The following is a 10,109-nucleotide window of genomic DNA, read 5'->3' as shown; positions in this document are numbered from 1 at the left end:
TACATCCATAGCCTCGCCATCGACGGGGACGGAAACCATTGCACTGTTCCCCTTTATGCTCCTCCACAAAAAGAGCACGTTCTTGTTTGGAGAAGGTGTTCAATAACACTCGAATAATCTCGTTAATTCCTGACTCTGATGATAGCATTTCCGAAATAAATGCCGACTTTTGTGATGCTGTAAGCTCCATTGTTCTTAGTTTGTTTTTGCTTTTTACCACAAAGTTAAGAGCTACGGGGCTTACACACTTTTGTAGGACAGTATCAACTATTGCTGATGTTTTGGTCAAGATGTGCGGTATTGCTGGTATCAGAACTGAAGAAGAGGATATCCAAGCTCTCATAGAGACTGTAGCCTAAACTAAAGAGCAGGATAAAAGAAACGGAGCTTCCCCTTTGCAGTAGGGAGAAGCTCCGCTTTTATATACTAAGCCTTAAAAAGAGGGGCATTAAACAGGCTCCCCCATTAAGCTGTTAATCAACGTCAAACTCGATATAGAGAACGTAAGAGTCCGTTCCGTTTGAAAATGAGAAAGTAACCTTGTTCTTGTAACCCGATACTAACTCGTCAATAGGGAAGTGAAATGCCAGATGGTGCTTACCTGGAGAGATTCCACCTTCGTAAACAAAAGGATTAACGTCGCCAGGCTGACCAAAACAAGCACTACCCATACACCATTGAAGCGCATTTTGGAAATTCTTTTGGTAAGAGGCCTGTGCCCTGTAAGGAGCTCCGCTGGGGATTTCGAGGTCTACCTTAGGAACATATTCGCTCCCTTCATTAACCATAACGGTGTGTACCTTTATGGTAGCTCCGTTGGGAAGATCTTTGCCAAAGAGGTTTGCCTTAATATTAGAGGCAGGAAGAGGAGGCTCGACGAGAATGATTTCGTCTGCCTTACCTACTACAACGGTAGCTTTAATAGGTAAACGATGTGTTTTAGAAGCGTATCTAGCTACTACCTCTGCCTTGAAATCACCTGCTTTTTGTGCGTTGAAGACTAATGTGGTAACACCAGAAGGAGTACCTTTTTTCTTTTTATCCTCAATTTTTGTGCTGCTAAGTTTGAAAAGATTGGCATCGGGTCCTTCGATAGAAAGTTCTACGGCTTCTCCTTCTGCTCCACCTTTAGCATTTATGTAGAGATTATTAGCCTTCTCCAAACCAGAATAGTTGGCAGGGAATTTTACGTCCATAACCAACTCTGTAATGGGTTCGCCTGTAGAGAATTTAACTTCGCTATCGTTATTACCTTCGGAAACAACTTTTGATTTGAGGGCAACCTCTTTAGAGATAGATCCCGATACAACCTTGAGCACAGCTGCAAAATCACCTTCGCTATCGGTCTTTGCTGTAACCTCTACCTTACCGCCTTCCTTAGCAAGTTCGTTTACATTCAGAGAGAAAGAAGAGGCATTCGCACCTTCCAAAGAGAGTTTAATAACGTCCGCCAACTCTTTACCTGTTATGGTAATTTCTTTCTTTGCAGGCTCGTTGAGTTTGACACTTCCGAAGTCAACACTTACAGGGTTTACTTCGATAGAAGGGTTCTTAGGTTCCTGCTCTTTTTTCAAATCAGGACCACAGGATACAAGTCCTACGGCTACAGCCAACAGCATTGCCAATGGGAGTAGAATTCTTTTGGTTTGTTTCATCATACTTATTATTGTTGTTTTAATATTCTTCTGTCCGCAAATCTAACAATAATATACTAATAAGCTATTATTCACGTTGTTAATAATGTTCAGTGGCTTTTTGGAATTGTTGAGAGTTCTCAGAGCTTAAAAGGAGATAGGTTGTAAATGTATTTTTCTTTTAGAGCCCCATCTCTCGTAGCCTACTGTAGACAGAAGACTACCTCTCCTCAACTCTTTGCATGAAAGAGGTCTGGAGAGGTAATCCTATAAATCCTCACTACGCCTTTACAACTGAACTAAAGGTACAAGGCTCTATGAGTAAAAAGAGAAGCTTATTATTTATTTTCTCTTGCAACTACTCCGTTTTTTGTTTTAGTGGCTGGTGCTCCAGGTCCTGCGGGAAGAGTTTTGAACTCCACTTTAGTCATTTCTCCCCATTCATTATTTGCATTCATACCCATAGCTATAGCATAATAAGAAGTGTCGGAAGCAAGATTTTCCCATGTGAAAGATGATTCACCATATTCAAAAGGAAGATTTTGGATTTCGGGAGTATTCTTAATATAGTCCATAGCAAATTCCTCTGTGTATTTGTCCTTTTCTTGGATGAAGTAACGGTATTCAGAAGTATTAGCATCGGGCTTGCAAGAAACTGTCGCTGTAGTTGAAGTTATTCCGCTTACGGTAACTGCAATGCGAGAAGTCTGATCGGTTCCTGCCTTCTTTGTTTCAACTTTATTCTCAACTATATCAGACATTTGACCATCTGCATCAACCATAACTACGTTGATTATATACTCTTTACCAGGACGTAATTTTTTGAAGGTTTGCTTCTTATTGCCAACATGAGGTTGTCTGGTTCTGAAGTCAGCCCCAAAAGCGACCACGTAGTGCATCATATCTGGTATATGTAGCATCTTCATAGACTCTGCCAAAGAAGGGTCGTCTTTCATTGTAAGGAGGAAGTAGTAAGCCGCACAGTCACTATTGGGCTCGAGGTCTACTGTAAAGGCTCTAAAATCTATGTCAGAGAATTTTGCACTTACTTTAGGATTGCCTTTAAGAGGCCCCTTAGGTACTTGGAACTCTTTCTTTGCCACAGGTCCGATACAACCATACTCATCCATTGCGTAGATAATGCCAACATAAGTATATCCTTGTTGCATACCCTTAAGTTCAAACGACGTTGTTCTAAGGTTAGGGTCCAACATATCCACTTTGTGAACATCTTTATGCATGCGAGAAATAAAGTGTATCATTTCGGCGTCTGTCTTCTCTGCGTCACCTAGCATGTACTTTTCGGGAAAGGCTATACAGATTTTCTTTACATCTTTTCCTACAGTAACATCAAGCTTAATACCTCCTGTTACACCACTTAAAGGAGAAACATTCATAGAGGAGGTGAGATCTACCTGATCGGTTAGAAACATGATACTATCGGTATGATCTACACGGATACCAAAGGGAGTGCCTGTTTTAGGGTATATAATCATGCGCTCTTTTATTTGCGCAGTTGAAGAGAGTACAGATGCAAAAATGGCAAGTGTTACAGCAAGTAAAGTATATATTCTTTTCATTGTTTTATAAACTTAATGGGTCGGTTATTAATGGTTATAAGATAAACACCAGCTGCCCAATTGGCTATGTCGATAGTCTGGAAAGCTTGGAAAGAATCTGACTGATGGATAAGAGCTCCAGCCACGTTGAAAATACGGAGAGCATACATCTTTTGAGGTTCTAAGCCTTTGATAAAAAGTTTATTACCATCTTCAAGACAGGTGTAATTTGCAGGATCGAGGAGTATCTCTTCGTTCTTTGTTGTAGCGAGTTCGTTAGAGAATATACACTTCTGAATTTCGTTAATGGCATAAAGTCCACCCTCTGGGATGGTCCAATTATTCCGCATTATCGTGCGCATCTTACCACTTTCAAAAGTTATCTTATGGAGGTTGTGCAGGTAAAATACCTGAGTGGCCTTGCCCCCAGATCTTTTTATAACCAAAGATGTTGGGTAGGAAGCCTGTCCATAGGCACATGAAACAGATAAGAGTAGCCCGAATAACAATAGTAATTTATTCTTTTTCATAGGCAACTATATAAATGTGTTGTTTTTAGTAGAAGAACCACACAGTTCTACCCTGCAAAAGTACTTTTTGTTTAGTTATGTACCAAAAGTTGATTCCCAGAACTGACGCATTAAAATCTATACTCTGGATTTGTCGTAGCTCGTACAAGCAGGTTTCTCGTACGCCGATGATTCTTTTCTCTTCTTTCGATAGGCTTTGCATCTATATAGTCGTCCCATTTTGTCTGCTTTTTGGAAACGTTGGAAAGTGGGTATAAAATCTGCGTTGGACGACGCTTGAATGATGATTAACAGGGAGTAGCTCCGTCGGGAATCGAACCCGAATCTATGGTTTAGGAAACCACTATTCTATCCGTTGAACTACGAAGCCATACTCTCTCAGAGATCATGCACAGTCTCTCTCTTCGCTCTTTGAGAGGTAGAAAGAAACATCAATGCTCTGCAAAAGTAGCTATTTATCTCTTAAGAACTTCTTTTTGCCTCTATCCTTTTAGTTCGTTTGCCTTGAGGTGATTGCGCAGAGGGTTGGCATACATCAGTAACACCAGCGAGCGAAGTTCCTCATGCGCCTCCTGTGGCAACCCCGTTTTGACCACCTGTTGGGTAAGATAGGTAAGGAATTGCTCCCGTTCGGCAGGGCTATAATGTCCTGCTTTTCCATAGGTATCTACTCCTGAGAGCAAATCTTCTGCAATATAATTCCCAGGGTAGAGGCGGTAGAGTTTATGGATCTCTTTATCTATAACAGAAGCCACGAATTGCAACTGTTCGTTATGTGCCTTGGGTAGCTCTTCTCTTTCTAAAAGTTGGTTGAGAGGGGTGCCTAATGCAAAGTGGATGCGACCTTTATAACCCATTATACCCTCTTTCATATTCAACACATCCTCCCCCGTAGGTTTCCTGTATTCGGGGTTGCGTTTGCGTGTGTACAACTCGCGCGCTTTCAGATAGTCGCAAGGGTCGTACTCGTAACTGATACTCACGGGGGCTATATTGATCCCCTTGAGGCGATGAATAACGTCTCCCGTACCCGATAGAGCTATCATCTTAAGAAGTGCAATCTGTGTGCGGTCGTCACTATCCTTGGCTCTTCCTTCTCGCTGGGCAATCCACATAGAGCTATCGTCTTCTTGGATAGAGTAGCGGATGTATTGCGACAAAGTCTGCGCCGAAGCGAGGAACTGACGAGGAGGGAGAGAACGTTGCACGATAACACTATCGTTGAGTCGCACCAAATCTTTTACCCAAGGGCGTACTAAGAGATTATCGCCAATGGCTATACGGGGCAGGCGATACCCTATATCGGAGAGCAAAATGTTGAGCAAGGCAGAGTCTAAAACAATATCTCTGTGGTTGGAGATAAAAGTATAGGGAACATCTGCGCCCAAACGAGAACGCCCCGATATGGAACAACTGAAAGAGTTTTTCTCTACAATCCCTTTTATCAGTTTGTAGCTGAAGTTGAGTTTGAAATCCTTGATGGTGCGTGCCGCTCGGATAGCAGTCATAAAGGCATCGGCATACTCTGGTGTAGCCATCTTTAGTACCATAACGAACTCAGGGTTCTCTGTTAAGGCTTTAGTCGCCGCCTCTACTTCGTGATCTTGATAGGGGCGTATCTCCTCTAATATAGAGGCTCTCGAATAGCTCTGATCCATCACTCTTGAAGTTTATCTTGAATAATTTCTGTAAAAAGATGACCTAACTCCATACCTGCAGCACGTACCTGCTGGGGAATGAAGCTGGCATCGGTCATCCCAGGAGTTGTGTTTACCTCCAGAAGCGTGGGTGTGCCATCTGCTTCTATAATATAGTCTACGCGGATTATGCCACTTGCTTGGATGTAGTGAGCAATATCTTTGGTGAGTTGCTGTACGTGTTCAGTCTGTGCAGCGGGTATGCGAGCTGGAGTTATCTCATCGCTTTTTCCGAGATACTTAGCCGCATAATCGAAGAATTCAACATCGTGAACGACTACTTCTGTTACAGGAAGAGCATGTGCCGCACCTTTTATAATGTAACATCCGCAGGTTACCTCGGTGCCTACTATCATGCGTTCTACCATTACTTCTTGAGCCTCTTCAAAGGCACGCTCTATGGCAGATTGCAGTTGTGCCTTGTCGGTAACTTTACTTGTAGCGATGCTAGAGCCTCCGATATTAGGCTTTACAAAGCAGGGTAGTGTAACCTCTTGTGCAATCCGATCTATATCCAACAGCTTTCCCATAAAGAGGCGCAGTGACTTTGCGATACGTATACCAAAGGTCGAGAGGTATCGGTTGCAACAATACTTATCGAATGTCAGTGCCTCTGTCAATACTCCTCCCGTGTTGTAGGGTATTTGTAACATATCTAGATAACCCTGTAAAAGTCCATTTTCGCCAGGCGTTCCATGCAGGGTTATAAAGGCATAATGAAAGCGATGTTTAATTCCTTCTTTTTCAAAAGAGAAGTCATTCTTGTCTACGGGGTAATAGTTATCGCCTATTTGTACCTGCCAAGCCTCTCTACTGATGAGAACTAAATAGGGGTCGAATAGACGCGTGTCTATCGAACTCATAATATTAGCGGCACTTCGCAGAGATACTTCATACTCTCCCGAATAACCACCTGCAATAACTGCTATAATAGAGCGCATAGTGCCAATATGTATTTGGAGTGAAAAAACTGTACTTACAACTTGGGGAGGATCGAGAGGATTTGGTCGCCCAGGCTGATCGTATAGCCTTGACGCACGAACACCACTCGCCCGAAAGAGTCTGCTACTATGACTAGCGGTAGGTCTGAAGAGGTACTGTTCACCGCTTCACGTACCATCTTCTCTATAGCTCCATTTAGGTCTACACCATAGGTGAGATTAGAGGGCAGGGTGGGAAATTCCTCTTTCTTATACCCCTTGTAGTCGTGTTCGTTGGTGAAGAGGAGCAAGAAGGGGCGTCCCCAAGCATTGAGTTGCGTTTGAACACGCTCCAAGTCTTTGAGGGCGTGGTTGGTAGGCTCGGTACCTCGTTTGAGAATAGCCAGCACAAAGTAGCCCCGACCTGTAGTGGAAATAATCGAAACGGGCTCTAAGTTCGGTACAGAGAGATAGGTTGCTTCTGCATTGATAGAGCCTATAACCGATACGTCGTCGGGATCAACGGGTACTTTTACACTCTGCTTAGTGGTTGTACCCTCGGATACTTTGAATTTTTCCACATGTGCCAAAACAGTACCCGATGCCATACGTGTACCCGAAACGATTATATAGTTGCCCTCTTCTAATTCTTGAGGAGTGGCAAAGAGTGTACGTAGTTCGTTAGAAAGCGTATAGTCGTAATAAATCGTTGCAGGGAAGGAGTTGCGATCGTCCATGCGAGCAATGGTAAAGTGGCTGTAGTACTTTGGTTCGGTAGATGTGTCTGGTGTGCGCACAAGGTCTAACCTGCCCTTTTTAGGAAGGGTTATACTTTGCGATTCAAAGTCTACTTTGTGCCACTCAGCCCCCTTGTTGAGAGAGTATTCAACTGCTCTTGTCGACTCGTTGATGCGAGCTGGAATGCCTTTGTAGCGGAGGGCTGCCACGTAAGCTATCTTTATAGAGTGTAAATCTGCCCGTCCCCACTTGATGACCCCTGCGGGTGAAATGGGTTTGCCATTGCGGTTGAGAACGTCATCTACAATTACTTTTTGGTTGATAAAGTCGAAGATTTCTTGTGGATTGTCCGATATATCCTTCAAAATCTCTAATTCTTTTTGCCAGTTAGAGAGGTGCTCGTAATGAATACGAGGATTATAAAGGTATTCTAATTCAAAGGAGGTGGCTTCATCAGGAACTTTCGCAAAGAAAGCATCAAGTAGGCTTCTTTCGATATCACTCTGATCTTTTGCACTTAAGGCTTGTAGGAAAGCAAGTGCTAAACTCTTATTGGAGGCTTTTTCTATGAAGTCGATAAGATGGTGGATGTTTGAGCGAGCCGTAGTATAAAGCTGTGTCAACTCTCCTTCGGGCAAGCCCCAAGCCTGAGATAACTTAACTTCCTCCTTGGTAGGAGCAAAGGTCAATTCGTAGGCCTTGCGTATAGAGTCTTCCTCTGTAAGGCGTTTGTCATTGAGGGCTATAGCTTCTTCCGTGGCGGTAGTGGGTAGTGCCTCTCCCTTAGGGGGAATGATAGAAAACTCTGCTGATGCAGGTAATTCATCAAATGTGGTGAGTGTAATTGTCAAAGGTTCTTTTTGATCTGATTTGGAGAGGGCATATCCCATTAAATCTCCCTTACTTGCCCATACAATCATATCGCCGTAACCGACAGAAAGGACAGAAGTACCCTGATCATCGGACTCTAATTTTGCCACTGGATAGAACTCTGAATAGTTGTATATACAATAACGTACTGTAGCGTTAGGCACAGGCTTGCCCTCTTTGTCTACTACACGCACCTCTGCTTTGCGTGTGGTGATATAGTTGTCGATACAGTTAATTTCCGTGAAATTGGGGGTACGTTGCAATACCTCTTCTGGTCCCTCGTAGTAACCGAATACTTTGGTGTGTACCAACATGGCACGCACTACGGAGGAATTGAACCAAGCAATATTCAAGTCGGCAGCAGGCTCGCAAGCCCCTAAGAAGTACCATTTGCCCTCGATCCATACCTCTACCCAAGCGTGATTATCGTCGGTATGCGCCCATCGAGGAGTATATACCTGACGTGCGGGAATACCTACAGCGCGTAGAGCAGCAACGGTAAAGGTTGATTCCTCCCCACAGCGACCTAAAGCATTGCGTTTGGTTGCGAGCGGAGAACGGGTGCGGGCATCGCTGGGGGCGTAGGTTACCCACTCATGGCACCAGTGATTTACCTCCAGAGCCGCCTGACGCATCGAGAGCCCTTTTACGCGTTCTTTAAGTTCTTTGTAGAAGAGCGGGCGAGAAGCATCGAGTGTTTCGTTGTTGACACGTGGAGGGAGAACGAAGTGCAAAAAGACTTTTTCGGGCACCAAGTCCCCCCAAGGCATCTCTTCACGCGCCTGTAAACTGCTGTAAACATCTTTCGCAAGGTCGTGCTGGCTGTAGTCGATAACATCGGATAGGGGCATATAAGCGTAGAGAAACTCAAGTGCCCCCCTGACTTCGTCCGTGATCTCTTTGTCGCCGAAAGAGAATCTTTGCTTGGTTATCTCTCCACCTAAGAGACTGTCTCTGCTGGCAAAATCCTGTTTTACACGCTCTCTGAGCTTTTTGTCTTTTATGAAATGATGTTGATTGTTACAAGAGAAGGCCAGTAATAGGAAAAGACTTCCCATAAAAAGAGCGGCTCCTCGAAGCAAAGAATTTCTGTAGAAACTGCACATACCTATGAAGATAATAAAGAGAATAATTTATCTAAAAAATGCTACTTAATGGAGTAGAGGCATAATCTATGCCCTTATGCTGTACAAAGGTAGTATAATTTAACGCAAAGAGTACTGTAAGAAGTCGCTCAAAAGGCGCGAAGTAGGTGAGATGGCTTCGAGTAACCTGTTTTATTGTCCCACTTGAGTAGTTTTAGAGACTTCTCTCTGCTTCTCCAAAAGTGCTTTTTATGAATAGAAGACAAATAAAAAAACGTTGCCTTGTAATCTATAACAACAGGCAACGCTCTCTAATCTTATTTATCTCCTTAAAGTTGCGGGGAGAGGACTCGAACCTCTGACCTTCGGGTTATGAGCCCGACGAGCTACCACTGCTCCACCCCGCGATATAAACAAAACAGAACTCGGATTTGAAATAAGGACTAAGGTCTGATTTGCTCTGCAAAGGTAATGCTTTCTTTTGATATGACCAAATTTCTCGCACGGGAGGAGTGAATAGAGGGGAAAAGAGGAGGTTGAGATAGTTTCTTCGAGGAAGAAATGTAGATCCCGAAAAGCGATTATAACAGAGGCTGTTTTTCTCGCTCTGCAGGCGCGCTTTTAATAGCATAGGAGGAAACTTTAGTTAGGACTTGTGTAAACTCGAGTTTGTATACGTGCAAACTTTAGTTATCATAGGAGGAAACTTTTGGTCGCTCTGTACCTCCCCTTTTTAGTCTTAAGTGAGGAAATAGGGAAGCTCTTATCAATACTGCTATCGTACAGGAAGAAAAGCTTCTCTGCGAGAGTAGTCGCATTAAGCTAAAGGGCGTCTTTGGGTTATAGATAGGTAAGATTATTTTTCTAAGGAGGTAGAAGACGCACGGGGAGTGGGGCGTTGTAAGTATAAGTTAAGCGATACACTACGTAGTTGTATTGGCGAGTTGTCTGTGTGGGGCGAGGATTAAGAGTCGATGCATGACTTCTCTTCAAGTTTATGGGGAAGAACTAATCAGCGACTAATCTAAACACACTAAGGGAGTTTGCCTTAGGCATTGTCTCGCAATACAAAGACA

Annotated in this window: 6 protein-coding genes, 2 tRNA genes and 1 pseudogene; all 9 read right to left on the bottom strand. The window is 43.5% G+C overall.

Annotated elements, in window-relative coordinates; genetic code table 11:
• Nucleotides 1-343 (bottom strand): annotated as a pseudogene (locus B5D06_RS09090) (hypothetical protein); the annotation flags it as partial.
• Between the two features lie 130 nt (nt 344-473).
• Nucleotides 474-1,658 carry a choice-of-anchor D domain-containing protein gene (locus B5D06_RS08690; protein WP_078737590.1) on the bottom strand — a complete coding sequence of 395 codons (1,185 nt, stop codon included), beginning with the start codon at nt 1,656-1,658 and terminating at the stop codon, nt 474-476.
• Between the two features lie 314 nt (nt 1,659-1,972).
• Entirely contained in the window at nt 1,973-3,214 is a 1,242-nt protein-coding gene (locus B5D06_RS08685; RefSeq protein WP_078737589.1) for a hypothetical protein, read from the bottom strand.
• On the bottom strand, nt 3,211-3,723 hold the full coding sequence (locus B5D06_RS08680) for a T9SS type A sorting domain-containing protein (RefSeq protein WP_078737588.1): 513 nt from the start codon (nt 3,721-3,723) through the stop codon (nt 3,211-3,213). Before B5D06_RS08680 ends, B5D06_RS08685 begins: the two co-directional genes overlap by 4 nt.
• 298 nt (nt 3,724-4,021) lie before the next feature.
• Nucleotides 4,022-4,093: transfer RNA gene (locus B5D06_RS08675), tRNA-Arg, on the bottom strand.
• A 112-nt stretch (nt 4,094-4,205) separates the two neighbouring features.
• Nucleotides 4,206-5,381, bottom strand: a complete 1,176-nt coding sequence (locus tag B5D06_RS08670; protein ID WP_078737587.1) for a 1-acyl-sn-glycerol-3-phosphate acyltransferase — start codon at nt 5,379-5,381, stop codon at nt 4,206-4,208.
• Entirely contained in the window at nt 5,381-6,361 is a 981-nt protein-coding gene (locus B5D06_RS08665; protein WP_078737586.1) for a D-alanine--D-alanine ligase, read from the bottom strand. Before B5D06_RS08665 ends, B5D06_RS08670 begins: the two co-directional genes overlap by 1 nt.
• A gap of 35 nt (nt 6,362-6,396) precedes the next feature.
• Complete coding sequence (locus tag B5D06_RS08660) at nt 6,397-9,006, bottom strand: transglutaminase-like domain-containing protein (protein WP_159442712.1); 2,610 nt, start codon at nt 9,004-9,006, stop codon at nt 6,397-6,399.
• A gap of 362 nt (nt 9,007-9,368) precedes the next feature.
• Nucleotides 9,369-9,440 (bottom strand) — tRNA-Met (locus B5D06_RS08655).
• Between the last annotated feature and the right edge of the window lie 669 nt (nt 9,441-10,109).

Source organism: Porphyromonas circumdentaria (genome assembly GCF_900167105.1).
Classification (GTDB): domain Bacteria; phylum Bacteroidota; class Bacteroidia; order Bacteroidales; family Porphyromonadaceae; genus Porphyromonas; species Porphyromonas circumdentaria.
The sequence above is the reverse complement of the archived record's forward strand: the minus strand, read 5'-3'. Positions and strand labels throughout refer to the sequence as shown.

Bases quoted from the DNA above. Each gene is read 5' to 3' on its own strand.
- B5D06_RS08690 (WP_078737590.1), bottom strand. From the start codon at position 1,658: ATGATGAAACAAACCAAAAGAATTCTACTCCCATTGGCAATGCTGTTG.
- B5D06_RS08685 (WP_078737589.1), bottom strand. From the start codon at position 3,214: ATGAAAAGAATATATACTTTACTTGCTGTAACACTTGCCATTTTTGCA.
- B5D06_RS08680 (WP_078737588.1), bottom strand. From the start codon at position 3,723: ATGAAAAAGAATAAATTACTATTGTTATTCGGGCTACTCTTATCTGTT.
- B5D06_RS08670 (WP_078737587.1), bottom strand. From the start codon at position 5,381: ATGGATCAGAGCTATTCGAGAGCCTCTATATTAGAGGAGATACGCCCC.
- B5D06_RS08665 (WP_078737586.1), bottom strand. From the start codon at position 6,361: ATGCGCTCTATTATAGCAGTTATTGCAGGTGGTTATTCGGGAGAGTAT.
- B5D06_RS08660 (WP_159442712.1), bottom strand. From the start codon at position 9,006: ATGGGAAGTCTTTTCCTATTACTGGCCTTCTCTTGTAACAATCAACAT.